Here is a 23,114-nt window from a genome sequence, read left to right on the forward strand (position 1 = left end):
TTGGTCCAGGACCGCGCTTTCCAGCGCGATGCTGATCTGCTTCATCTCGCCCGCGAGCTGATCAGGCAGGCCTGCGCGAACCTTCGTGCCTTCACGAAGAGCGCAATTGCGCGCAGCAGCGCGGCTAGGTGATGGTCCGCCGACGACGCTGTTGAGACGAATGTAACTATGGCCCATGTCACAACGCCTCCGTCCTTCAGGCAACGCGGTAGCGGTTGATCACACCTGGATCAGGGTCGAGGCCAAGCCCCGGCCCCGTCGGCACGGCAACCTTTCCATTGACCGGAAGCGTAGCACCGCCGTAGATCTCGGCCTCGAAGTCGCAATAGAGCCGCTCGAGCATCGGGACTGATCGCTGCGCCGCATTGAGGTGTATGGTCGCGACCTGGCCGGGGCCGAAGATTGCACAATGCGGCACGAATTCGATTGATTCAGCCTGACAAAGCGATGCGATCTTCACGAGCTCGGAAATACCGCCAGCTTTCGCGACATCAGGCTGCGCAATGTCGATGGCCCCTGCGGCGATCATCGCAACAAAATCATGCAGGCTGCCGGCATTTTCGCCGGCGGCGATGTGGTGCCGCCCGGTTGAACGAATGCGGGCCAGCCCAGCATAGTTCTCTGGTGGCCAGACCGGCTCCTCCAGCCAGTACAGATTGAGAGGCTCGAGAAGCCGATCGTATTTGAGCGCCTCCGCCACCGGCCATGGGCAATTGGTATCCAGCATGACGGCGGCCTGCGCCCCTGCGGCTTCGACGGCGGCGTGGATTTCGTCCTCGGTGATCTCGTGCAACTTGATGTAACGATATCCGCGCTCAATTGCCTGCCGGGTGGCCCTGACGACATCGGCGCAATTGCCGTAGCGCATCAGACTGGCATAGACCTCGACTTCGCTGGCGAATGCACCGCCTAGCAATGCGGTGAGCGGCAGTCCGGAGATCTTGCCGAGGATGTCCCACAGGGCGATGTCGACCGCCGAGACGCCATAGATGATAGGGCCCACGCGGCCAAAATTCTGGAGCCGGAATTCCACATCATACTTGATCTTGCCGATTTCCAGGGCGCTCCTGCCGATCACGAGCGGTAACACGCGCGTCTCGATCATCGCCTTCAGCGACTTGTCCTCGCACCGCGAGAAGGCTTCGCCCCACCCCACGATGCCCTGTTCGGTTTCCAGTCTCACCAACAGCGTGTCGAACTGCAGTTTCGGCGCTCCGCCGAAGCTCCAAGGCGGCACTCCGCCGGATTCGAACGGAATCGATACCAGGATCGCATCCGCCTTTACGATCTTGTGAGAGGCGGCTGACGACGAAAGGCGCTGCAGACCGGCGAAGCTAACGCCCTTGGTTTCGGAAATGCGCAAGCAAGGCCCCGCTCAACTGCCGATTGTCGACAATTAACAAACAGCACGATTTCTCTGGTGTCAATGGCGAATGTTCGCCAATATCTGCCGGGACCTCAGAACGAACATTCCGCGCAAAACGCGGTTGGAGGAAAAATGGCTGCTAAGATCATCTCGGGATTGGTCGAGAAGCGGAGTTTGGACCGTGCGGCTGCCGATGTTATCCGGCAGGCGATCACCAGTGGCGCCTTGACGCCAGGAAAGCGACTGACAGAGACCGAACTGTCCACGGAGCTCAACCTGTCGCGCAGCACGATACGAGCGGCGCTGCAGCGGCTGATGAGCGAGGGCCTGGTGAAGCAGAAGCCTTACTTGGGCTGGGAGGTCGCGAGCTTGTCATCCAATGATGCATGGGAGCTCTACACACTTCGATCCAGCCTGGAGAGCCTTGCCGCGCAGCTCGCTGCCGCCAACCCGAATCGGAGGCAACCGATCGAGGCGGCTTTCGAGGATCTGAAGGCGGCCGCGAAAAGCCGCAACCAGAAGCGGATTACTGATAGTGATCTTGCGCTTCACAAGGCGATCGTCGTCCTTTCCGGGCACAAGCGCCTCGCCGATCACTACGGGTTGGTCGAACAACAGGTTCGGATGTACATGGCTTCTTCGAACGCAATCCTCGAACGGCCCGAGATGGTCATCTCAAACCACCAGAAAATGATCAGCGCGCTGCTCAGGGGCGATGCAGCCGCCTCCGAACGTTACGCCCGCGAGCACAACAAGACCTCAGGCCAGCTTCTCATTCGGCACATACAGGAAAAAGAGACGAAACAGACCAACAAAGCGACTTCGCGCAAGCTCTAGGGAGGTAAGGCATGCGCAGTCAGCGACCGCAAAATTCGCGCAGCCGGCTGGGCCGGATCATTCGTGACATTCGCGGCAGGATCGAGGAGCAGCCGTGTTGGAGGATCGGCAAATACAGCGACAACCCGTTGCCTTCCAGGTTGCAGATGCCTTGCGTTCAGAATCGAGGTCCCCTCCCGTTGATATCGGTTACCAACCCAGTCCCCATGCCGAACGTTGCCGGAATGATCTGCCAGGCGATAAACGGGCCTTGCTGATCGGCCTAAGATCTGCCGAGCGTACGATTGAAAGCCGCGGATCGTCCTCAGCCACCTGCGCACTGTGCTCTTGATTGTCCTCTGAACAACGGACGCAAAAGCGGAAGAGAGAGAGAGGGAGAGGGAGAGAGAGAGAGAGAGAGAGAGAGAGAGAGAGAGAGAGAGAGAGAGAGAACGGAATTTATCAGACGGCGAGTAGCCTGTAGTTGTCTTTTTCTCTCAAGCACCTAAGGATTGAAACAACCTCGGTGCTGGAATACGTATGCCGGCCGAAGTCGGAGGAGCTGACGCAACACAATTTATGGAGGGGCAAGAAAACACTTGGCCCCAAAACTCACCATAGGGCTTTGAGCGTGGCTGTGGAATTTCGAGATCTACGCTGGGCGATCGCTGCGTCCCAGCATCGAAGCATCCGTCAAGCGGCAGAGACGCTTAGAATCAAGCAGTCGACGCTCAGTCGCTGTCTTCGAAATCTCGAACACACGTTGGGCAGCAAACTATTCGAGCGTACCAACGGAGGTACGCGACCAACGATGGAAGGTCGAGAATTCCTCGAGGATGCCCGGCGCATCGTAGGCGAAGCCGAAGCAATGGCCGCTCGCCTCAAGACCCGCTCGCGTCGCGAGAGTGGTCGGTTGACCATCGGGATCCACACCTCCCTGTCAGCCGGCAATCTCCGAGCCACCCTCCTCGAGCACCGGCACCGCTTTCCCGATGCCGATAGACAGTTTGTCGACGGCGCGAGCGAGCATCTCATTTCGGACCTCGCCAGCTCAGCCATCGATGTCGCTGTCGTGGCAGATCCCAATCCGAATTGGAGCGGCAAGTCATTGGTGCTCTGGAGCGAACGTGTTATTGCAGCCCTCCCTGCGAAACATCCTCTGGCAAGTCATGACGTAGTTCACTGGGGCGAACTGCGGCGCGAACCGCTTTTGATGTCACAGCGTGGCCCCGGACCGGAACTCCTCAAGCTTCTCATCAGCAAATTAGGATCTTCCGATCCTTGCAAGCTGCTTCGCCATGATGTGGGGCTCGACCGGCTTCTTTGCATGGTGGGCATGGACTTCGGTATTCTCCTCGCCCTGGAAAGTGCGACTGGCGCGACTTATCCCGGTGTCATCTTCCGGGAGGTGCATGATGCAGAGGGGCCGACGCGGCTAAGCTTCCGCGTCTATTGGCGGCAGTCCAACGGCAATCCATTAGTACGTCCGTTTCTCGACTTGATTCGCGAACGCTATCCAGATCTTTCCGCCGACCCGGGCGGGAGTTGAGCAGCACTTCGCCGGGCCTTCGCAAAGGAGCGGTCGGTCGCCATGAAACGCTCGGTCATCGGCGCGATCAATTTAGGCTCGGCCGGCGTCGTAGCACCTCAGCTGCGCGTCAGAATCTCGGCGTAGCTTTTGAGATCCCTGAAGACCGCCGCGGGCAGCTCGATCGTGGGTTTAACCGGTTTGTCATCTTCAAGCGGTCCTCCAAGCTTGAGCTTCGTCACTGTCTTCCTCCCTTGTACGGCGCGTCGTGGTATTGGCCGTATCCTTTGCAGCCACCCAGGGATGCTGGATCAGTAGTGTTCCGACCTCCAACTCATGGCTGACGGCGGTACTGTTAAAAAAAGCCAGGACGGCAACACCGGCAATCGGCGAAAGCAATGCCCTTGCACTCGCCATTCATCGTGGGTTCGCGCCGAAGCCGCCAACGATTATCCAAACCCATTAAGCGATTATGCCGCCATCGGCGATGGTTCCGTCGCTGACCGGCACGATGTCCAGATGGTCGTCCTTGCGCCGGCTCAGGGCGGCGTCGCTCCTGCTCGCTCCATCCGTCGCATTGGGCTGCGGCGTTGCCATCGGATCGGACCGACGGCAGCGCGCGCAAGCCGCTGCCTCCCGCGCGTTCAGGCCGGCGCACGCTGGCTTCCCCCCGCAGGGTCGCTGCGGTAGCGGCTGGCCGAGGTCTGGTAGTACTGCGCGCGGATGGCCGCCATGGCCTCGATCAACGGTCCCCACGGCGCCGGAAAGCGTTCTTCCGCCATCACCCGGTGCAGCATGCGCGTATGAGGCGCTCGATCACCAGCTCTGTCACTTCCGGCTGGCGTTCTCCAGCTTCGAGCACGCCCATGTCGTGCTCGGCGGCGAAAGCTTCGTCGCTCTGGTCGAGGGCTTGCAGAACGCCCTGTGGGCGCTCGGCGGCGTGCCGCGAGGGCATCGCAGCGATAGCCTGTCAATGTCGTTCCGGAATCCGGCAGCCGACGCGCGGGAGGATCTGACACAGCGCTACGCCGCGCCGCATCAGACATTGTCAGAACTCCGAAGGAACGCTTTCTAAGCTGGACAACAGCTGCCCGTCAGCTCGCCATCAGCTTGTCTGGGTATCCTCGCAGCAGGGCCTAAGCAGCCCGAATTGATGCGTAGAGACTAGCGCAGCACAGAAAGGTGAATCGTCGTGTATGATCGAATCAGTGGCTCATCCACATGCACTAGACAAGCTGACGAACCGAGTCAGTCGGTGGATAGCGGCAGCTTTACGGAAACACTTGCAGATCTCGCGCCTCAGTGGAGCTCACAACCGGGGGAGTTGCCTGACAAGATGGGGACCTGCTGCAGCAAGCCACATACCTCGGATGCAAACGTTCAAACTTCTAGCGCCTCCGACCCCAGTACATCCTCTCCAGAGAGTCCGGCCACCTCCTTGTTTGAATACAGAACGGCCGACCTGCGTGATGCGAATGTGGACGGGATCTGCGTTGGGCTGACTGCGGAGTGGTTCCGCAATCTTAACAACAGCCCATCAACCCGAATGAGTGCGCTCACACCCGGATCGCAAACGCATACCTCAGCGGCTGAACGGCAGCAGCAATATCAAAATCTCAAGGATCAGTTGCGGAGCAGGGGAGCAGGATCTTCTCAGGCCGACCTTCAGGCACAAAATACCATTTTGGAGGACGCAGGCTTGGAACCGGCTGGAGAAGAGAAGAGATTCGCATTCGGCAAGTCTTCGAACGTCAAGCGCATGGTGAACGAAATCAACGAAGATGGATCGAACCATTTGCTCAGCTTGTATTTCGCCGAAGGCGGCGCACACACAGTGGCGACGTCGGCCTCGAATGGAAGGACCACGGTTTTCGACCCTAACTATGGAGAATTTACTGTTCGATCAGATCCGGACCAGATGGCTTCATTGTTACAAAGCCTCGCCAATCGTTACAGGAATCCCAACGGGCAGCATTTGTCGACAATCACGACGCAAAGGATGCAGTGAGTTGGGCCTTCAGGCCGGTGGTGATTGACGCCTTCTGTGGGCGCGGATGCGTCGGCCGGACGGTCGCGGCGTCGGGGACCAAATCTGCGGCGGATAGCCGGCTGCGTGCCGGCTGGCGAGTGTGCCGGCATCGAAAGCGGGGGCGCCGGCCCCCCGCTATCCATGACGGCCGGCACAAATTGCAGTTCTGTTTCGGGTTGATATGCCTACCCGCGGGCCGGCTCGGGCGCCGACCACGTGGCCGGTCGACAGTCTGAAGGTATGGATGGCCAGCGAAGTGGCTGCTTCGGCTCATTATCGTCAACTGGATCACGCCGTAGGGGACGTCCTGTGTACCCTTAGAATCAGGCGATCGGCACGACGAACAGCGCGATCCCATCGCTCGCTCGCCCGCGTCTGCCAGGCAGAGGATTCCAGTCCGCGGCCAAATTGATGGTGTGTTTTCAACATTACGGAGCTTGTCGTTCTGCGCGCTGGCGTTTTGCTCCATGGAACAGAACGCGCTACTGATCAGATCGGATATTCACCAGTATCTCCCCGGAGACGATTTCGGGGTCCCCAAGATGGAGGTCATGCAGACTCGCTTGAACGATCTCCAAGACCTTTTTGTTCGCTGCATTGGCGCTTTCGCGACCCTCGAATATCATCACAGCGATACCGACGCCTTCACCTCCGTCGAGGACATAGTACGATTTGAATCCATGAGATTCCCTTAGGATCTGACCGATGCCGCTTTTCGCGCGGCGGGCGGCATCCGCAACCGAACGAATCTTGGTGTACTTGCGAATGACCATGTACATTGAATCACCACACATCTCATTTCTACCTTACGTATCAAAGCACACTGGACCGGCGCTAGACTAGGTCCTAGTTCCATGAATGAGCATGCGGCTGGGCAAAGCCGCGCGTGATGGATCCCAGAGGATCTCCTATGCCGGAAACGCGTTCTCGTTGGATTGTCCTACGCACAGATGGCGCGTACGATCGCACCGTGCGCGGCAGGCCTATCGCGATCATCTTGCTCGCGCTAAATGAATGAACGAGGAGCGCGAATCTTCTGCGCGCTAAAAGCACACGTTTCCACCAGGACCATCTTTGTACGCCTGCCGACGTTTGGATCGGTCCGATAGATAGAAGGGCGTGTCTCGAGTACAAGCAATGACAATTCGGCTATCCGGATTTTTCGTGTGGACTCGCGGGCGAGTTCACGTTTCTCCGAACTGACGTGCTTAGGCCGGCCGGTCCCGACGGACCGGGCGAGGAGCCCGGGTCGCCAGCGCCGGCCAAGCCGTCGTACCGCGCTTTCGGTGAGGACGTGATAGCGTCGCTTCCGTGGCTCATGGTTGCGAGTTCGGATCTTCGATGGCAATCTCGGAGGCGTAGGCATGGAAGTCCGTTATCTGATCCGCGGCTTCCAGCATTTTTCCCAACGTGGCAGCATCGCCGTAGATCGACAGCCGATCTTCGAAGGCTTGGTCGAGTGCCATTCCGCGCGCTAGCGCCTCGCTTTCGCCAGAGACCGGGTTTCTGCGTCCGAAGAAGGGGCGGAAACCTGCTCGACCTTGAATTCGATGCTGTCGTCTGACGGCGGCGTCTCGGCACGAAGTCGCGTCTCGACATGGCCGCGACGCGCTCGGACACCCGTCCTTGGATGGCTCTCAAAGCCGCTTCGATATGTTGGAGATCGACCCTGTCCTTGCCTCTCGGGCTCTGTTTCGTCAGGCGCAGTCCTTCGAGGTCGAGTACGTTGATCGGACCCCATTGCGTCGAGGTCCTCCGGACGTGCGGTTTGAGTTCATGGTAGGCCAGTCCGCATGCCGCCGGCAAAACGTCGACGACGAACTATCGATCACCCGGATCACGCCCGGGCCGCTCGGCGTACCGGCATCCCTCACCGTGAATTGGTCGTCGGCGATCTCGAAAGGCTCCTTCGCCGCGCCGTCCGGCAGTTCGCTCAAGGCCGCGGTCCAGCGTCGATTGTTTTCCGGGGTCGTGGGACGAGAATATCGACGTCACCGGTCTGGCGCGTCAGTGCGTTGAAGGAAAGCGCATAGCCGCAGATTAGCACGTTGGCAAAATAAGTCGGGTTGTCAACTTTGCCGTTGGTGCGGTAGCGGCGGATCGTGAAGTTGGCATCGAGGGCAAGGCCGGCCGCAGCAGCGCGCGTGCGTCCTTCGGGTCTCCCAGCAGCGCCAGCGCAGGGCATCTACGATCGGTCGCCATTGCGGTATTGGTAGCGCGGGCATGTGACGCTGCTCGGTGACGCCGCCCACCCGATGGTGCAGCATTTCGGGCAAGGTGCCGGGCAAGCCATCGAGGATTTGCTGCTGTTGCCGTGGTCGGCATATCTACACCGGCTTTTTCAACTTCCTATGAAGTTGGGGCTTGGGCTAAGCGCACCCGAAAACAAGGGGACATAATACGGCGTCAAAGAAAAACCCCGGCATTGGTGCCGGGGTTCTGTAATTCTCGTTTCGCGGCTGGATCAGAAGTCCATGCCTCCCATGCCGCCGCCCGGAGGCATGGCCGGGCCGGCTGCGGCCTTCTTCGGCAGCTCGGCGACCATCGCTTCCGTCGTGATCAGCAGCGCCGCCACGGAGGAGGCATTCTGGATAGCGGTGCGCACGACCTTGGTCGGGTCGATGATGCCCTTGGAGACGAGGTTGCCGTACTCGCCGGTCTGCGAGTCGAAGCCGTAGGCGTACTGATCCTTCTCGAGGATCTTGCCGACGATGACCGAACCGTCTTCGCCGGCGTTGATCGCGATCTGGCGGGCCGGCCAGGACAGTGCCTTGCGCACGATCTCGACGCCAGTCTTCTGGTCGTCGTTCTTGGTGCGCAGACCCTTGAGCTGTTCGGAGGCACGGAGAAGAGCGACGCCGCCGCCCGGGACGATGCCTTCCTCGACAGCCGCACGGGTCGCATGCATCGCGTCATCAACGCGATCCTTGCGCTCCTTCACCTCGACCTCGGTCGCGCCGCCGACGCGGATCACCGCCACGCCGCCCGCGAGCTTGGCGAGACGCTCCTGGAGCTTCTCACGGTCGTAGTCCGAGGTGGTCTCCTCGATCTGCGCCTTGATCTGGGCAACGCGAGCCTCGATGTCGGCCTTCTTGCCGGCGCCGTTGACGATCGTGGTGTTCTCCTTGTCGATCATCACCTTCTTGGCGCGACCGAGCATCTGCAGCGTGACGTTCTCGAGCTTGATGCCGAGGTCTTCCGAGATCGCCTGGCCGCCGGTCAGGATCGCGATGTCCTGCAGCATGGCCTTGCGGCGATCGCCGAAGCCCGGAGCCTTGACGGCCGCGACCTTCAGACCACCGCGGAGGCGATTCACGACCAGGGTCGCAAGCGCTTCGCCTTCGACGTCCTCGGCGACGATGACCAGCGGCTTGCCGGTCTGCACCACGGCCTCGAGCAGCGGCAGCAGCTCGTTCAGCGAGGAGAGCTTCTTCTCGTTGATCAGGATGTAGGCGTCGTCCATCTCAACGCGCATCTTGTCGGCGTTGGTGACGAAGTAGGGCGAGATGTAGCCGCGGTCGAACTGCATGCCCTCGACGACGTCGAGCTCGGTCTCGAGCGACCTGGCTTCCTCGACGGTGATGACACCCTCGTTGCCGACCTTCTTCATGGCGTCGGAGAGGAACTTGCCGATCTCGGCATCGCCGTTGGCGGAAATGGTGCCGACTTGGGCGATCTCCTCGTTCGAGGTGACCTTCTTCGAGTTCTTCTGGAGATCCGCGACGACGGCTTCGACCGCGAGGTCGATACCGCGCTTCAGGTCCATCGGGTTCATGCCGGCGGCGACCGACTTGGCGCCTTCGCGCACGATGGCAGCGGCGAGCACGGTCGCGGTGGTGGTGCCGTCGCCGGCCGCGTCAGCGGACTTGGAGGCGACTTCGCGGACCATCTGCGCGCCCATGTTCTCGAACTTGTCGTCGAGCTCGATCTCCTTGGCCACGGTGACGCCGTCCTTGGTGATGCGCGGCGCGCCGAACGACTTCTCGAGCACCACGTTGCGGCCCTTCGGGCCGAGCGTGACCTTCACGGCGTTAGCGAGGATATCGACACCGCGCAGCATGCGGTCGCGGGCGTCGACGCCGAATTTCACTTCTTTGGCTGACATATTGGTTTCCCTGAGTTGTCTTGGTCTCATCTCACCCTTGGCGAGACGCCCGGCAGGCGCTCCTCAGGGGTGAGCGGTGCGAGCGGTTGGTTAGGCGGCCTTCTTCTTCGAAGCGGGAGCTTCGAGCACGCCCATGATGTCGCTTTCCTTCATGATCAACAGGTCCTGGCCGTCGATCTTGACCTCGGTGCCCGACCACTTGCCGAACAGGACACGGTCGCCGACCTGGACGTCGATCGGGGTCAGTTTGCCGCTCTCGTCGCGGCCACCGGGGCCAACGGCGATGACTTCGCCCTGCGAGGGCTTTTCCTTGGCACTATCCGGAATGATGATGCCGCCAGCGGTCTTCTCTTCTGCGTCGATACGCTTGACCACGACGCGGTCGTGAAGCGGACGGAATTTCATGCAGCCCTCCTAAGCATTTGCACGAGTTAGAGATTTTGGAATGCTAGCAATCGATGCCCGTGAGTGCTAGTCACGGGCCGAGCTGAGATAGGATAGGATTTTTGCGGGAGCAAGGGGCTCTGGCAGAAAAATAGGCGCTCAGGACGGTCGCCTGCCATCAGTCTCTATGGCTAACTGGAGACGTGCTCGGCTGAGGTTAGCTGGTATACCTGTCGCACGCCCAATCAAACCGGCAAGTCGCCAGCGCTCGCCCAAAACGTAGTGGCTACGGTCGGCTTACCAACGCGAATAGAGACCACGCCTTCCAGCCCGTCTTGCAGGCATGCTTGAACATATCCTGGCCGTCGATCTCGAAGCTTTCGCTGAATTGGATCGCCGTGCCAGAAATGATCTTACGCAGCAGCGTCTTGCGCTCGAACAACGTCACACTGCGCAGATCGCGACCGTTCAGGTATAGAAGGTCAAAAGCCACCATCACGATCTTCGTCGAGCGGCCTTTGAGTTCATTCTGAAGAACAGAGAAGTCGGTCGTGCCGTCGTCAGCCGGAAGGGCTCCGCTCTTGCCCCTCGATCGACCGCGCCGCCCGACGGCCAGTGGGTGTTTCGAACTCGTGATGGAAATAGTACTCGACCGCTTCCTTGCCGCGTCCTTCAAAGACCTTGCACCCCTGCGAAAGAACCATGCCCCGGTTGCAGATGCGGACGAACTCCATCTGGACTTATCCGTCTCGTCGATCCCATCACCCGGATCTCCCGTGAAGTGCCGACCGACAAAAAGATTTCAACGGCGATGGCATTTCGGATATCCGGATCTCTCGGCCGATCCAGGACCGAGGTGAACAGCATTTCGCCGTACCTTCGCAAAGGCGCGGCCGGTTGCCATGAAACGCTCGATCATCGTCGCGATGAATTTGGCAGGCTCAGCCGGCGTCGTCGTGGCTCCGCTACGCATCAAAATCCGCGTAGCTTTTGAGATCCATGAAGACCGCCGCCGGCAGCCCGATCGTGAGCTTGACGGGCCCTGTCGTCTTGAAGTGGTCGAAGCTTGAGATTCATCCCGGTGTTCCTCCCTTCACCTTTCAACAGGAGTGCGGTATTGCGCGAGTTTCTCACTGTCGCGACTAGGCAGGAACGGCGAACGAAGACGTTGCGTCCAGCATTATCGGCTGACGGACCGACGTAGCCGCGGTGTCGCATAGAATGGCGCCAGTGCTTGCTGTGATCGTCCCACAGTACCGGAAGGCTGAACCTCCGCCGCCGCCGACGCTGGCGCTCCTAATCGCTGAACCTAGCGCTGGCGGCCGAAGCACCCACCGGAAAGCGAACCAGACCCATGCGATGATCTGAAGGACAAGATTGGAGATAAAGGCTGTCTGGTAGGCGATCTCCGGATAATGCCCCGCCTGAGGCGTCCAATGTTCAAGGACGACGCCAGTGGCATATTGCAGGACAAACGCTCCACCGATATGGAGCACGTTCAGCGCAGCATTGGCCCGTCCGGCAAGTTCTTTCGGGAAATAACTAGCCAGGAGCACATAGCTAAGCACTGTAGCTGCGCCGACGGCGGCCACAGCGGCCCACAGGACGTATGATGACAACGGCCATCGCAGGATAATCGCGAGTTGCACGGCAATGAACAGAAGGCCGACGACCGCGAGGAGCGCCTCTGTTCCAATGCCATAGCGACGCAGCCGGTCAGCCAGAACGCCTAGCAGGAGCGCACCCAGGCTGAGCGCGACGGCCATGACAAACAAATGTTGCACCAAAGCAGCGCGATCAAGTCCCTCGACGTCAGTGAACCACTGCGCCGCCCAAAGTCCCTGCAGCGCCCAGGCGGTGCCGACGGAAGTCGCTGATAGCGGCGCCAGACGCCAGAAATGCGGATCGGTATAAATCTTCTTCAAGCTGGCCATGGCTGTTCCACGCAGGACCGGCGTTGCCGATGCACTCTCCGGCACCAAGAGATAGATCATCGCCGAACAGCCGGCCGTGACGACAGCGAACAATGCGAACAGCGTCCTCCACCCCACCCAAGCCAGCAACAGCTGCGCCGGCGAGGTCGCGGTTACCGCTCCCAATGCACCGAGCATGACCATCAGGCCGTTGAGAAACGGAAGACGGTCGTTCGGAAACCAGAGAACGAGGGCTTTCAATCCGGCGGTCAGGCTCGCGGCGACGCCGAGACCGAGTAGCGCCCGGCCTAGAAGCAGCATGAGCAAATTGTCTGACGTAGCAAACAATGCGGCGCCGACCGCAGCAGCAACCAGCAGCACACTCTGGATCAGCCGCGGACCATACCGATCCAGAAGGATGCCGACCGGTATCTGCGCCGCCGCGAAGGTGAGAAAATAGACCGATGTCAGCAAGCCAAGATCACCAGCGTCGAGCCCCAACTCCAATGTCAGGGGAGCGGCGACCAAGGCGTTGATTGTCCTGCGTAATCCAAACTGCAAGGCGGCATATCCGCCCATGCTCAATCCGACCAGGTGTGCGTGTTCGACGACGAGGCCACGCATGACGGCGGCGATATCGTTCACAGCAAGCTCCCAGCCATACAGAGTTGGATCGTCAGGAACGTCGCTGGGGGCATATCCGCGGGCATTGAAGGTGATGCAGCGATAAGCACGAGAAAAGTAGCGAACCTGGGTTTCCCATTCGCGGCTATCTGAGCCGAGCTCGTGCAGGAAAATGATCGGATGACCTTCCCCGGCTTCCTCAAAATAAAGATTCACACCCGCGGCATCGATATATGGCATCTGACTTCACCTGAACGCGTCTACGTGAGCAAAATCCTGGTCTATGACCGGATTTGACTTGATGGGCTTCGGTCCCGGCCACCTCTCGAAGGCAACACTGAACGATCGTCCCTTTGCGTCCGTTCCTTGACCTGCTTCGCGAGCGTTATCCGGATCTTTCCGCCGGCCCTGGCGAGGGTTGAGCAGTATTACGCCGTGCCTTCGCAAAGGCACGGTCGGTTGCCATAAAGCGCTCGATCATCGGCGCGATCAATTTTGCAGGCTCGGTCGCCGTCGTCGCGCCCCCGCTACGCGTCAGAATCTCGGCATAGCTTTTGAGGTCCCTGAAGACCGTCGCCGGCAGTTCGACAGTGAGCTTGACCGGTTTATCGTCTTCGAGTGGTCCAAGCTTGAGCTTCGTCATCGCGCACCTTTTTGCCCATAGGCAGCCAGCACCAGGTCACGCGTGACGATCACGCGGACCGGGAAACCTGGCCGGATGGTCAGCGTCGGCTGAATGTTGAGCTGGCGCTGTACGATCTGCTGGCCGGTCTGGCTGATGCTGTTGGACGCGCCGCTACGGATCGCTTGAACGAGATTGTTCTCGTTCTGACTGGTGCCCGCCTCCGCTCCCACGCTGAGCATGGTCGAGAGAGCGGCAGCCTTGAACAGCATGCCCCAGTGGTTGTCGACCTCGTCCTCGAGGCCGGCATAACCACCTGTGTCGGCGCCGGGCTGGCGCTCCAGCACAATCGAGCTGCCGTCGGGCATGATGATGCGGGTCCAGACCAAGAGGATGCGGGACTGGCCGAACGCGACGGAGCTGTCATATTGGCCGATCAGCTTCGCACCCTGGGGGACCAAAAGATATTTGCCGGACGGGCTGTCATAGAGCGCCTCGGTCACCTGGGCGGTGACTTGGCCAGGCAGATCGGACCGAATGCCCGTGATGAGCGCGGCCGGGATCACGGTGCCGGCCTGCACGACGTAAGGTGAGGCCTTAGCTTCGAGCCGATCAGGACTGACCGTGCGCTTGTCCGTTGCAGCAGTGAGGAAGGCCGTCTTGCGGTCCTGCATGTTCTGGACCAATCCGACATCGACGGGTGGTGTCGCCGTCGGGGACGTCGCGGTTGTGGTCGGCGTATTCGGGATGAGTTGGCCGACGCTCTGTGGTTGCTGAGCAGTTTGAGCGAAAAGGCGGCTGACCCGCGCCGCCTCGATTTCTTGGGATCTGTGCTGCATCTCCGGATCAGACGTCGTGGCCATGGTATTCGGCGCAGCTCCGGCGTTGAGGATCGGCTTGCCGAGATCGCCGGGCAGCGGCGGCCCGAGCGGCGGCGCTTGACGTGGCAGGCCGGTATAGTCCTTCGGCAAGGCGGCGAGGCCTTCGGCCGAAGGCCTGTTCTGGGTGCTGAGCAGCTCTTGGCCGGTCTCCGACTTGTTGCCGGTCTGCAGCGCATAGCCGAGCGCGCCCGCGACCGCGAGGGCGGACAGCGCGCCGAGGCCGATAAGGACCTTGCGCGAGAGCCGCGTGACACGGGGCCGCTCGCCCCGGAGCCGAAGGTCCGGCGGCGCTACAGGCGGGATGTCGCCTTGATGTTCGTGTTCGCCATCTATCGCCATGCGCGCGGCCTTCCGTCGGTGCGGACAATGCGCACGCGCCGCTCGCTGTCCTTGTCGCCAAGACGCAATTCGGCAGCGGCGAACAGGCGGTCGACGATGTAGTAATTGCGGTTCGCGCGGTAGTTCACCAGCTCGGACCCACCGGCTGGACCGATAACGAACAGCGGCGGCATTTCGCCCTGAACGATGCCGCTCGGAAACTCGATGTAGACCTTATTTCCGTCGTCAAAGGCGCGCAGCGGACGCCAGGCCGGATCATCGCCCTCGATCGCGTAGCGGAAGTTGATCGCGGCGAGGTCGACGCCGGCCGCGATGGGGGCTGCGGTTTCAGCCGCCGCATTCTGCCGCCGAAGCGCAATGAGCTGGTCCTCGGGATATTGCCAGGAGACCGAGGCCATGTAGGTCTTCTCCGTCGAGCGCAGCTCGAGGAGGTAGGTCCGCCGGTCGGTGTTGATCACGAGATTGGTGACCAATTCCGGCCGCGTCGGCTTGACCAAGATGTGGATCTTCTTGGTCGCGCCCGCGCCGCTCTCGGTATCGCCGATGATCCAGCGCACAGTGTCACCCGCGGCAACCGGTCCGGAGCCAACGAGTTGCTCGCCCTCCTGGAGGGCGACGTCGGTGATCTGACCGGGCGCCGTATAGACCTGGTAGAGGGCCCCGCCCGAGAACGGATAGACCTGTACCGCGTTGATAAAACCATTGCGGACCGGCTGCACCCGTGCCGCGGCGTTGGCCTGTTTGACGCGTACCTTCGGATCGGCGGCTTCGGGGACGTGTTTGCCCGCGGCGAGCGGTTTCAACTGTCCGGGCAGTGGCAGTGGCTTGGGCAATTCCACGATCTTGACGGGGGACGGCGGATCAGTGGTGAGAGTCGCCGGCTCCGCAGTGTCGTAATTGATATCCGGCGGGATGAAATTGTGTGCGCAGCCGCCGAGTGTCGAGGCGGATATCAGCAAAGCCGCAAAGGCGGATTTACGGAAGTGCGTATTGCTATCTTTCCGGCCTCCGCGAACGATGGAGAAGCGTGAAGCCGGACCGCCGGCTCTCAAGAAAATCGGCGGGCTCATTGTCCCAGCTCCTTTGACCAGTTGATGGCGTTGACGTAGATGCCGAGTGGATTCTTACGCAGCCGATCGGCGTCGGTGGGCGGCTGGATCGCGATGGTGAGGATCGCGGTCCACCGTGTGGTGCCGGCGAGCGCGCCGTCCTGATAGCGGTGCTCGACCCAGGCCACGCGAAAACTGTCGGGCGAGGCGCGGATGACGCTGGAGACGTCGACCGCGACCTGCTGCTTGCCGAGATTGGCGAAGGGATCATTGGCGCGGGCGTAATCGTTGAGCGCCGCCGCGCCCGCCGTCGTCGTGAAATCATAGGCCTGCAGCCAGTTGTGCCGCACGATGATCGGGTCGGCCGGAAGTGAGCGAACGATCTGGATGAAATGGGCGAGATACCAGGCAATCTGCGGGTCGTTCGGCCTGTAGTCGGCGACGGCGGGCGCCACGGCTTGCGCCTCGCCGAGCTTGTCGACCTGCACCACCCAGGGCACGACGGTGCCATGCGTGGATTGCCAGACGAGCCCCCCGGCGAGGCCGGAAGCGAGGATCAACGAACCGAAAGCCATCAGCCGCCAGTTCCTGGCCTGCACGCGGGCGGAGCCGATGCGTTCGTCCCAAACTTGCGCAGCGCGCTGATAGGGCGTTTCGGGTTCGGGTGTACGGCCGTAGCGCACCGACGATCGCCGAAAGACTGACATCAATTATTCTCCTCCCGAGAGGTCGACGGAGTGACCGCCACCGTGGCTGTCGCCTGATTTGAGGGCTTGTGCGGCCGTCTGCGCGCCGTGAATGGCGGCCTGATTGCGCTTGACGCGCCGGGCCCAGGCGGGCGGGCTCGCTGCTTGAGACGCGGCCCCATCATTTGCGGCCTCGCCACTCCCGATGGTTCCCATGGTCGAGGTGCCACCCGTGTTGACGACGCCGGCACGGGCACCGGAGGCGAAGCTCTCCCTCATTGCCCCCGCCGCTTGCGAAGCGGCGCGTCTGACGGGAACTGTCCCGTGACTAGCCGCCGCACGACCTGCGCCACTGAGACCGGCCGCGACGCCGCCGGCGCCAGACCTGCCGACCGGTGCGAGGCTGTAGGCCGTGGACATGCCGCCGGCCATCGACGCACCACCACGTGCGGCGGCCGCAGCACCGGAGCTCGCTGCCATCGCTCCCCTTCCGGCCAAACCGAACGCCGCGCCGCCGACCATCGCCGTACCGGCGACGGCGAGACCGGTGCCGACGGCAGCGCCCGCGCCAAGCTGCGGCGCCCCCGAGACAAGACCGCTGGCGATGCCGGGACCGAAGATGCCGAGGCCGAGCATGGCGAGCGCTGCCAGCACGACTGAGAGCGCCTGCTCGATGGTCGGCTGGCCGCCGGCATAGGCTGTGGTGAATTGAGAGAAGAGCCCAGTGCCGATGCCGACGATCACGGCGAGCACCATGACCTTCACGCCGGAGGCAACGACGTTACCCAGCACCTTCTCCGCGAGAAAGGCGGTCTTGTTGAAGAGCGCAAAGGGAATGAGGATGAAGCCGGCAAGCGTCGTCAGCTTAAACTCGATCAGCGTGACGAACAGCTGCACAGCCAGAATGAAAAAGGCGATCAGCACCAAGAGCCAGGACACCATCAGCACGGCAATCTGGACGAAGTTCGCAAAGAAGCTGGTGAAGCCCATCATCTGGCTTGCTGCGTCCAGCAGGGGCTGCCCAGCGTCGAGCCCAACCTGTGCGAGCCTGCCGGGACGAAGGAAATCCGCGGTCGAGATCGACGAGCCGCCGGCCTTCAGGCCGAGGCCTGCGAAGCTATTGAAGATGATGGATGAGAGCTTGGTGAAGTTGGTGATGATGAAGGCGAAGAAGCCGATGTAGAGGGTCTTCTTCACCAGCCGTTGGAGGATGTCCTCATCTGCGCCCCAGGCCCAGAACAGGCCGGCGAGCGTGATGTCGATGACGATCAATGTCGACGACAGATACGTGACTTCGCCCTTGATCAGGCCGAAACCCGAATCAATGTAGGTCGTGAACGTATTGAGGAAGGTGTCGATAACGCCGACGTTGTTCATGACCTCCCTCCCTGCGGAGCGCTCGTCATCGGCAGTGTGGCCGGCGCGGCCTGCGGCAGAAGTGGCCGCGCCGGCCTGCCGAAGAAGCGCGCGCGGTTCTCCTTCCAAACCGCCTGGCAGTGCGGATCTTCGGCATCCTGGGGTCCAAGCTCAGCGCAGCGGAGCAGCTCGGCCGAAAGGTCATCGGGAGCGGAGACAGAGGGGACGTCGGATACCGGCCGCTCGGCCGGACGCCGATGGATGACATGCAGCGCTGCGAGGAAAATCACAAACACGATGATCATCGCGCCTGCGCGAAGGATGTCCGGGCGCTCCATGACCGGGGCCTCAGTTGCCGCTGAACATGGTGACGTTGCCGGGCCGATAGCCGCTGCGCGTCGAGAAGATCTTGTATTGTTGCTGCCCTTGCGATTCGGTCGCCGTCACGCGCGCCTGCTCCAGCGCGTCCGCCCTCCCCTTTGCGGCAAGAACCGCGACAAGATCGGAAAGTTGCTGGGAGTGCAGAGCAAGAAGCTGGTTGCCGGCCTGAGCAGCCTGCAGGGCGCCGCTTGCGGACTGGCTGGCGGTGACCAACGAGCTCATTGCGCTGGAGTTGGTCGAGATATTGCCGACGACGCCGGCCTGCACCTTCAGCGAGTCTTCGAAAGCGCCCACCGAGGTCTGCCAACGACTTTGAGCCGCGGCAAACATTGTCGCATTGGAGCCAGTGGCCGCCGCTGTGCCGTAGGTGCTGGAGTACGCGGTCTGGATCCGTTCAACGTTGAAGGCGATATTCTGGGCCTGGCTCAGCAGCGACTGGGTCCGTGCGACCTGTGCCTGGAGCTGGGTCAGCGTCGACAACGGCAGGTTGGCCAGGTTCTTTCCCTGGTTCACCAGGCTTTGGGCCTGGTTGTTCAGCATCTGGATCTGATTGTTGATCTGCCGCAGCTCGCGCGCCGCGGTCAGCACGTTCTGGCTGAAGTTGGAGGGGTCGTAGACGATCCACTGCGCGGAGGCCGGCGCCGTCACAAGCGGCGAGATCGACAAGGTGAGCGAGAGAGCGGTCGCAGCAGCCAAGCCAGCGCGCCGCACGTCATGAGTCGTCATGATTGCACCTCCAGGTTTGTCAGGTCAGGGATGAGATCGGCGGCCCAGAGCAGCTCGTGATCCGCGAGCCAGGCGGCCGTGAAGTCGTCGCGGCCGTGCTCGGCGAGCAGCCGTTCGATGGCGGCATGGTCGTCCCTGGAGGACGCAGCGCAGAAGGCGAGCGCGACCGGCCCGAGGCCGAGTTCAAAGAGCCGATTGCCGCGGCGGGACTGGCAGTAGTAGTCCCGCTTCGGCGTCGCCCGCGCGATGATCTCGATCTGGCGATCGTTTAGGCCAAACCGCTGATAGATGGCGGTGATCTGCGGTTCGATCGCGCGCTCGTTCGGCAGAAAGATGCGCGTCGGGCAGCTCTCGATGATTGCGGGTGCGATATTGCTGCCGTCGATGTCGGAGAGCGACTGGGTGGCAAAGACGACGGACGCATTCTTCTTCCGTAGCGTCTTCAGCCATTCCCTGAGCTGTTGCGCAAAGGCAGGATCGTCCAGGACAAGCCACCCCTCGTCGATGATGAGGAGGGTCGGCCGGCCGTCGAGCCGTCCCTCGATGCGATGGAACAGGTAGGTAAGGACGGCAGGCGCAGCACCGGCGCCAATCAAGCCCTCGGTCTCGAACGCCTGCACCGAGGCAAAACCGAGCTGCTCGGCCTCCGCGTCGAGCAGGCGGCCGGAGGAGCCGCCGACGCAATAAGGTTGCAGCGCCTGCTTGAGCGCGGTCGATTGCAGGAGAACCGTGAGGCCGGTGATCGTGCGCTCCTCGACCGGCGAGGACGCCAGCGAGGTCAACGCCGACCAGACGTGCTCCTTCACGGTCGGATCGATGGTGACGCCCTCCTTGGCGAGGATCGCGGTCACCCATTCGGCCGCCCAGGCGCGCTCCGCCGCATCGCCGATGCTTGCGAGCGGTTGAAGCGAGACTGAATCCTCGGCGCTGTTCGACAGGCTGCCGCCGAGGTCGTGCCAGTCGCCACCCATGGCAAGCGCCGCCGTGCGGATCGAGCCGCCGAAATCAAAGGCAAAGATCTGGCTCTTCCGATAGCGGCGGAACTGGATCGCCATCAGCGCCAGCAGCACGGACTTGCCGGCGCCGGTCGGGCCGACGATCAGGGTGTGGCCGACGTCGCCGACATGGAGCGAGAAACGGAACGGCGTCGAGCCTTCCGTCTTGCCGAAGAACAGCGGGGCGCTGCGGAAATGCTCATCGCGGTCTGGCCCGGCCCAGACCGCCGAAAGCGGAATCATGTGGGCCAGGTTCAATGTGGAGAGCGGCGGCTGACGGACATTGGCGTAGGCGTGCCCCGGCAGAGAGCCGAGCCAGGCTTCGAGCGCGTTGACGCCTTCCGGCATGCAGGTGAAGTCGCGACCCTGGATGACCTTCTCGATCAGGCGAAGCTTCTCAGCGGCGAGGCCGGGATCCTCGTCCCAGACGGTGACGGTCGCGGTGACGTAGGCTTGGCCGACGTCGTCAGTGCCTAGTTCCTGCAAAGCGAGGTCGGCATCGACGGCCTTGTTCGCCGCATCGCTGTCGACCAGTGTCGAGGCCTCGTTGGTCATCACCTCCTTGACGATGGCAGCGATCGACTTTCGCTTGGCGAACCACTGTCGGCGAATCTTGGTCAGCAGCTTCACCGCCTCGGTCTTGTCGAGGAGGATCGCGCGCGTTGACCAACGGTACGGGAACGCAAGCCGGTTCAACTCGTCGAGAATTCCGGGATGGGTGGCGGTCGGAAAGCCGACCACCGTGAGCGTGCGAAGGTGGTGGCGGCCAAGGCGCGGCTCGAGGCCGCCGGCGAGCGGCTCGTCCGTGAGCAACGCGTCGAGATGCATCGGCGTCTCGGGGACGCGTACGCGCTGTTGCCGGGTCGAGATGGTCGAATGCAGGTAAGTCAGCGCCTCGCCGTCATCGAGCCACGCCACCTCCGGCATGAACCCTTCGACCAGTTGCAGGACGCGGTTGGTCCGATCGACGAAGCCACGCAGCAGTTCATGAGGATCGACGCCGCTCCGCGCGCGTCCCTCATAGAGCCAGCCCTCGATGCGCGAGGCGTCCTCGGCTGGCGGGAGCCAGACGAAGGTCAGGAAATAGCGGCTCTCGAAATGCGCACCGGCCTCCTCGAAAGCGTCCCGTCGCTCCAGATCGACCAGCGCTGATGCGGCATCGGGAAAAGTATTGTGCGGATAGGTATGGGCAGCGATGCGCTGGGCCTCGACGAAGATCGCCCAGCCTGAGCCGAGACGCCGCAACGCGTTGTTGAGGCGGGCCGTCACGCCGACGAGTTCGGCAGGCGTCGCGCTGTCGAGATCCGGACCACGGAAGCGCGCCGTGCGCTGGAACGCGCCGTCCTTGTTGAGGACGACGCCCTTCTCGACCAAAGCGGCCCAGGGCAGGAAGTCGGCGAGACTGTGGGGCCGGTTGCGATATTCGGCGAGGTTCAGCATGGAGGGCTCACGCGCCGAGGTAGGAGGGATAACGGAGGTGACGTCGAACGACGTCCACGAACTGCGGGTCGCGCTTGGCCGCCGATACCGCTGCGGCATGGCCCACGGCCCAAATCAGCGCTCCGGGAATCCAGAGGTGGAGGCCGAGCGCTATTGCCGCCGCCAACGTGCCGTTGGCGATCGCGACCGTGCGGGGCGCGCCGCCCATCAGGATCGGATCGGTGAGCGCGCGATGCACGGGCGCGAAGAAGCCCGGCACTTCTGGATCGACGATGCCGGCCATCACACCAAGGCCCCGCCGGAGAAGCTGAAGAAGGTCAGGAAGAAGCTCGACGCAGCGAAGGCGATCGACAGGCCGAAGACGATCTGGATCAGCCTGCGGAAACCGCCGGACGTATCGCCGAACGCGAGCGTCAGGCCGGTCACGGTGATGATGATGACCGACATGATCTTGGCGACCGGACCTTGCACCGACTCCAGGATCTGATTGAGCGGCGTCTCCCACGGCATCGAGGAGCCGGAGGCGTAGGCCGCGGGGGCCAACGCGATGGAGATGAAGGCAATCGCCGCGAGGTCGGTGAAGTGGCGACGAGCACGGCGGATCGCGGGAGGGAATTGGATCATACTGGGTCTCCGGAAGCTGAGGATTGGCCGCCCGCCTCGGCGGACTGGACGCGGTAATCGCCGGTGGCGGGATCGAGGCCGGCGACGAGAGCGAGCTCGGCGAGGCGGCGTTCGCTGCCGCGCCCGCGCAGCACCGCGACGAGATCGATGGTCTCGGCGATCAGCGCCTTGGGAACAGTAATGACGGCTTCCTGGATGAGCTGCTCGAGACGGCGAAGCGCACCCAGCGCCGTGCCGGCGTGAATCGTTCCGATCCCACCGGGGTGGCCCGTGCCCCAGGCTTTGAGGAGCTCCAAGGCTTCGCTGCCGCGTACCTCGCCAATCGGAATCCGGTCGGGACGCAGACGCAGGGAGGAGCGAACAAGATCGGATAGCGACGCGACGCCATCCCTGGTGCGCAGCGCGACCAGGTTCGGAGCGCGGCATTGCAGCTCACGCGTATCCTCGATAAGGACCACGCGATCGGTGGTGCCGGCGATCTCGGCCAGAAGTGCGTTCGTCAGCGTAGTCTTGCCGGTCGAGGTACCGCCGGCGACCAGGATGTTCTTCCGGGCGGCGACGGCTTCGCGGAGCCTCCCCGCCTGGCCTGACGTCATGATACCGGCCGCCGCGTAGTCATCCAGGGTGAAGACAGCCACCGCAGGCTTGCGGATCGCAAAGGCCGGCGCAGCAACGACGGGCGGCAAAAGCCCCTCGAACCTCTCCCCCGTCTCGGGAAGCTCGGCCGAGACGCGCGGCTTCTCGGCATGCACCTCAGCGCCGACGTGGTGCGCGACCAGGCGCACGATCCGCTCGCCGTCGGCGGCGGACATCGTTCGTCCGCTATCCTCAAGCCCGCCGGACAGCCGATCGATCCAGAGCCGGCCGTCGGGATTGAGCATCACCTCGACGATCGACGTATCTTCAAGGAAGGTCGTGATCGCGGAACCAAGCGCGGTGCGCAGCATGCGCGCACCACGCGAGAACGCTTCCGAATGGAGTGAAGTGCCCGCCACGATCGTCCCCCGAAAGCCAACCGCGGCAAGCGATCAGCAACGGGATGGATAGAAAAGGCAGGAAATAGGTTAGTTCAACAAGTATTCAGCCGTCGTAGGGACCCGGCGAAGAGCAGAGAAAAAATACTTGCGATATCGAATAGGTGCTGATCGAACCCTGACCTCTGCAATAGCTTGCGTCAATCAGGCCTAGCTAGCCGCGGAGCCTCCGCCTTAGTCGGAAATTCGGCTCCGACGTCTGCTGTTCAGGCTCGA

22 protein-coding genes and 5 pseudogenes are annotated in these 23,114 nt (G+C 62.1%); 4 read left to right on the forward strand and 23 right to left on the reverse strand.

The features are described from left to right. Positions 1-196 precede the first annotated feature (196 nt). Positions 197-1,363 carry a mandelate racemase/muconate lactonizing enzyme family protein gene (locus ACM42_RS05520; RefSeq protein WP_050992058.1) on the reverse strand — a complete coding sequence of 389 codons (1,167 nt, stop codon included), beginning with the start codon at positions 1,361-1,363 and terminating at the stop codon, positions 197-199. Positions 1,364-1,498: 135 nt separating this feature from the next. On the opposite strand from ACM42_RS05520, the gene ACM42_RS05525 reads away from it, so the two are divergent. Further along, the gene (locus ACM42_RS05525) at positions 1,499-2,203 is read left to right on the forward strand and encodes a GntR family transcriptional regulator (RefSeq protein WP_036046000.1); all 705 of its coding nucleotides are present in this window, start codon (positions 1,499-1,501) and stop codon (positions 2,201-2,203) included. Positions 2,204-2,819: 616 nt separating this feature from the next. Next, entirely contained in the window at positions 2,820-3,731 is a 912-nt protein-coding gene (locus ACM42_RS05530) for a LysR family transcriptional regulator (protein ID WP_225153923.1), read from the forward strand. On the opposite strand, the pseudogene ACM42_RS05535 reads toward ACM42_RS05530, so the two are convergent. From ACM42_RS05535 to ACM42_RS05540, 3 pseudogenes are all read right to left on the reverse strand, one after another. Beyond that, positions 3,695-3,952: pseudogene (locus ACM42_RS05535) on the reverse strand (DUF2274 domain-containing protein). The gene ACM42_RS05530 and the pseudogene ACM42_RS05535 overlap by 37 nt on opposite strands. 265 nt (positions 3,953-4,217) lie before the next feature. Further along, positions 4,218-4,335 (reverse strand): annotated as a pseudogene (locus ACM42_RS38480) (type 2 isopentenyl-diphosphate Delta-isomerase); the annotation flags it as partial. A gap of 19 nt (positions 4,336-4,354) precedes the next feature. Then, positions 4,355-4,522: pseudogene (locus ACM42_RS05540) on the reverse strand (terpene synthase family protein); the annotation flags it as partial. Between ACM42_RS05540 and ACM42_RS05545 the strand changes: the two are divergent. After that, a pseudogene (locus tag ACM42_RS05545) lies at positions 4,516-4,737 on the forward strand (IS21 family transposase); the annotation flags it as partial. The pseudogenes ACM42_RS05540 and ACM42_RS05545 sit on opposite strands and share 7 nt — an antisense overlap. A 165-nt stretch (positions 4,738-4,902) precedes the next feature. Next, complete coding sequence (locus ACM42_RS05550; protein WP_036045998.1) at positions 4,903-5,718, forward strand: YopT-type cysteine protease domain-containing protein; 816 nt, start codon at positions 4,903-4,905, stop codon at positions 5,716-5,718. Between the two features lie 503 nt (positions 5,719-6,221). Here ACM42_RS05550 and ACM42_RS05555 read toward each other — a convergent pair. The 19 genes and pseudogenes from ACM42_RS05555 to trbB all read right to left on the reverse strand — a co-directional run bounded on the left by ACM42_RS05555 (position 6,222) and on the right by trbB (position 22,859). Continuing rightward, complete coding sequence (locus ACM42_RS05555; protein ID WP_036045996.1) at positions 6,222-6,518, reverse strand: hypothetical protein; 297 nt, start codon at positions 6,516-6,518, stop codon at positions 6,222-6,224. Between the two features lie 537 nt (positions 6,519-7,055). Further along, positions 7,056-7,205, reverse strand: a complete 150-nt coding sequence (locus tag ACM42_RS05560; protein ID WP_157785277.1) for a hypothetical protein — start codon at positions 7,203-7,205, stop codon at positions 7,056-7,058. Between the two features lie 998 nt (positions 7,206-8,203). After that, a complete protein-coding gene (gene groL, locus ACM42_RS05565; protein ID WP_225153797.1) occupies positions 8,204-9,844 on the reverse strand; it encodes a chaperonin GroEL in 1,641 nt (546 codons plus the stop codon). A gap of 90 nt (positions 9,845-9,934) precedes the next feature. Further along, entirely contained in the window at positions 9,935-10,249 is a 315-nt protein-coding gene (gene groES / locus ACM42_RS05570; RefSeq protein ID WP_036046675.1) for a co-chaperone GroES, read from the reverse strand. Positions 10,250-10,539: 290 nt separating this feature from the next. After that, positions 10,540-10,799: pseudogene (locus ACM42_RS05575) on the reverse strand (ATP-dependent DNA ligase); the annotation flags it as partial. Between the two features lie 231 nt (positions 10,800-11,030). Further along, positions 11,031-11,201: a DUF2274 domain-containing protein gene (locus ACM42_RS38640; protein WP_306469165.1), complete on the reverse strand. Its 171-nt coding sequence runs from the start codon at positions 11,199-11,201 to the stop codon at positions 11,031-11,033. Then, positions 11,194-11,301, reverse strand: a complete 108-nt coding sequence (locus ACM42_RS38485) for a DUF2274 domain-containing protein (protein ID WP_333921499.1) — start codon at positions 11,299-11,301, stop codon at positions 11,194-11,196. Before ACM42_RS38485 ends, ACM42_RS38640 begins: the two co-directional genes overlap by 8 nt. Before the next feature lie 69 nt (positions 11,302-11,370). Continuing rightward, positions 11,371-13,005, reverse strand: coding sequence for an MFS transporter (locus tag ACM42_RS05585; protein WP_271526997.1), 1,635 nt, complete (start codon positions 13,003-13,005; stop codon positions 11,371-11,373). A gap of 145 nt (positions 13,006-13,150) precedes the next feature. Beyond that, positions 13,151-13,408 (reverse strand): DUF2274 domain-containing protein, encoded by a 258-nt coding sequence (locus tag ACM42_RS05590; RefSeq protein ID WP_036046681.1) that lies wholly within the window; start codon positions 13,406-13,408, stop codon positions 13,151-13,153. Then, entirely contained in the window at positions 13,405-14,607 is a 1,203-nt protein-coding gene (locus ACM42_RS05595; protein WP_036046683.1) for a TrbI/VirB10 family protein, read from the reverse strand. Before ACM42_RS05595 ends, ACM42_RS05590 begins: the two co-directional genes overlap by 4 nt. Beyond that, positions 14,598-15,677: a P-type conjugative transfer protein TrbG gene (gene trbG / locus ACM42_RS05600; RefSeq protein WP_225153801.1), complete on the reverse strand. Its 1,080-nt coding sequence runs from the start codon at positions 15,675-15,677 to the stop codon at positions 14,598-14,600. Before trbG ends, ACM42_RS05595 begins: the two co-directional genes overlap by 10 nt. After that, complete coding sequence (gene trbF, locus ACM42_RS05605) at positions 15,674-16,363, reverse strand: conjugal transfer protein TrbF (RefSeq protein WP_225153803.1); 690 nt, start codon at positions 16,361-16,363, stop codon at positions 15,674-15,676. Before trbF ends, trbG begins: the two co-directional genes overlap by 4 nt. Positions 16,364-16,366: 3 nt before the next feature. Next, entirely contained in the window at positions 16,367-17,719 is a 1,353-nt protein-coding gene (gene trbL / locus ACM42_RS05610; protein ID WP_225153805.1) for a P-type conjugative transfer protein TrbL, read from the reverse strand. Then, positions 17,716-18,036, reverse strand: coding sequence for a putative entry exclusion protein TrbK-alt (trbK-alt, locus tag ACM42_RS05615; RefSeq protein WP_128930982.1), 321 nt, complete (start codon positions 18,034-18,036; stop codon positions 17,716-17,718). The genes trbL and trbK-alt overlap by 4 nt, the downstream gene beginning before the upstream one ends. Before the next feature lie 10 nt (positions 18,037-18,046). Next, the gene (trbJ, locus tag ACM42_RS05620; RefSeq protein ID WP_036046541.1) at positions 18,047-18,805 is read right to left on the reverse strand and encodes a P-type conjugative transfer protein TrbJ; all 759 of its coding nucleotides are present in this window, start codon (positions 18,803-18,805) and stop codon (positions 18,047-18,049) included. Then, complete coding sequence (gene trbE / locus ACM42_RS05625; RefSeq protein ID WP_036046538.1) at positions 18,802-21,240, reverse strand: conjugal transfer protein TrbE; 2,439 nt, start codon at positions 21,238-21,240, stop codon at positions 18,802-18,804. Before trbE ends, trbJ begins: the two co-directional genes overlap by 4 nt. A 7-nt stretch (positions 21,241-21,247) precedes the next feature. Then, positions 21,248-21,523: a VirB3 family type IV secretion system protein gene (locus ACM42_RS05630; protein ID WP_036046536.1), complete on the reverse strand. Its 276-nt coding sequence runs from the start codon at positions 21,521-21,523 to the stop codon at positions 21,248-21,250. After that, complete coding sequence (locus tag ACM42_RS05635; RefSeq protein ID WP_036046534.1) at positions 21,523-21,864, reverse strand: TrbC/VirB2 family protein; 342 nt, start codon at positions 21,862-21,864, stop codon at positions 21,523-21,525. Before ACM42_RS05635 ends, ACM42_RS05630 begins: the two co-directional genes overlap by 1 nt. Beyond that, entirely contained in the window at positions 21,861-22,859 is a 999-nt protein-coding gene (trbB, locus tag ACM42_RS05640) for a P-type conjugative transfer ATPase TrbB (protein ID WP_036046531.1), read from the reverse strand. Before trbB ends, ACM42_RS05635 begins: the two co-directional genes overlap by 4 nt. Positions 22,860-23,114 lie beyond the last annotated feature (255 nt).

It is taken from the genome of Bradyrhizobium sp. CCBAU 25338 (assembly GCF_028128965.1).
Lineage (GTDB): Bacteria > Pseudomonadota > Alphaproteobacteria > Rhizobiales > Xanthobacteraceae > Bradyrhizobium > Bradyrhizobium liaoningense.

Coding starts and splice junctions, on each gene's coding strand:
- ACM42_RS05525 (WP_036046000.1), top strand. CDS start 1,499: ATGGCTGCTAAGATCATCTCGGGATTGGTCGAGAAGCGGAGTTTGGAC.
- ACM42_RS05555 (WP_036045996.1), bottom strand. CDS start 6,518: ATGTACATGGTCATTCGCAAGTACACCAAGATTCGTTCGGTTGCGGAT.
- ACM42_RS05560 (WP_157785277.1), bottom strand. CDS start 7,205: ATGGCACTCGACCAAGCCTTCGAAGATCGGCTGTCGATCTACGGCGAT.
- groL (WP_225153797.1), bottom strand. CDS start 9,844: ATGTCAGCCAAAGAAGTGAAATTCGGCGTCGACGCCCGCGACCGCATG.
- groES (WP_036046675.1), bottom strand. CDS start 10,249: ATGAAATTCCGTCCGCTTCACGACCGCGTCGTGGTCAAGCGTATCGAC.
- ACM42_RS38640 (WP_306469165.1), bottom strand. CDS start 11,201: ATGCGTAGCGGAGCCACGACGACGCCGGCTGAGCCTGCCAAATTCATC.
- ACM42_RS05585 (WP_271526997.1), bottom strand. CDS start 13,005: ATGCCATATATCGATGCCGCGGGTGTGAATCTTTATTTTGAGGAAGCC.
- ACM42_RS05590 (WP_036046681.1), bottom strand. CDS start 13,408: ATGACGAAGCTCAAGCTTGGACCACTCGAAGACGATAAACCGGTCAAG.
- ACM42_RS05595 (WP_036046683.1), bottom strand. CDS start 14,607: ATGGCGATAGATGGCGAACACGAACATCAAGGCGACATCCCGCCTGTA.
- trbG (WP_225153801.1), bottom strand. CDS start 15,677: ATGAGCCCGCCGATTTTCTTGAGAGCCGGCGGTCCGGCTTCACGCTTC.
- trbF (WP_225153803.1), bottom strand. CDS start 16,363: ATGTCAGTCTTTCGGCGATCGTCGGTGCGCTACGGCCGTACACCCGAA.
- trbL (WP_225153805.1), bottom strand. CDS start 17,719: ATGAACAACGTCGGCGTTATCGACACCTTCCTCAATACGTTCACGACC.
- trbK-alt (WP_128930982.1), bottom strand. CDS start 18,036: ATGGAGCGCCCGGACATCCTTCGCGCAGGCGCGATGATCATCGTGTTT.
- trbJ (WP_036046541.1), bottom strand. CDS start 18,805: ATGACGACTCATGACGTGCGGCGCGCTGGCTTGGCTGCTGCGACCGCT.
- trbE (WP_036046538.1), bottom strand. CDS start 21,240: ATGCTGAACCTCGCCGAATATCGCAACCGGCCCCACAGTCTCGCCGAC.
- ACM42_RS05630 (WP_036046536.1), bottom strand. CDS start 21,523: ATGGCCGGCATCGTCGATCCAGAAGTGCCGGGCTTCTTCGCGCCCGTG.
- ACM42_RS05635 (WP_036046534.1), bottom strand. CDS start 21,864: ATGATCCAATTCCCTCCCGCGATCCGCCGTGCTCGTCGCCACTTCACC.